Source organism: Janthinobacterium sp. FT14W (genome assembly GCF_009208755.1).
Classification (GTDB): domain Bacteria; phylum Pseudomonadota; class Gammaproteobacteria; order Burkholderiales; family Burkholderiaceae_D; genus Janthinobacterium; species Janthinobacterium violaceinigrum.
This window is the reverse complement of record NZ_WFLL01000195.1, coordinates 1-227: the sequence shown is the minus strand read 5'-3', so window position 1 is coordinate 227 and position 227 is coordinate 1. Positions and strand designations below refer to the sequence as shown.

At 52.0% G+C, this 227-nt stretch carries 1 rRNA gene; it reads right to left on the bottom strand.

Annotation, left to right across the window (positions count from 1 at the left end):
* Nucleotides 1–227, bottom strand: a 23S ribosomal RNA gene (locus GCN74_RS29765); the annotation flags it as partial.

The window sequence follows — 227 nt, the reverse complement described above, 5'->3', positions numbered from 1 at the left end:
TACTCATCTCGCCCACCTGTGTCGGTTTGCGGTACGGTCTCGTATGACTGAAGCTTAGAGGCTTTTCTTGGAACCACTTCCGATTGCTTCGTGCACAAGTGCACTCGTCCCATCCCCTTGAATTCCGTACCCGGATTTGCCTAAGTACCTTCTATGAGACAGAAACTGACTATTCCAACAGTCAGACAACCTTCCGCGATCCGTCCCCCCATCGCATCATACGACGG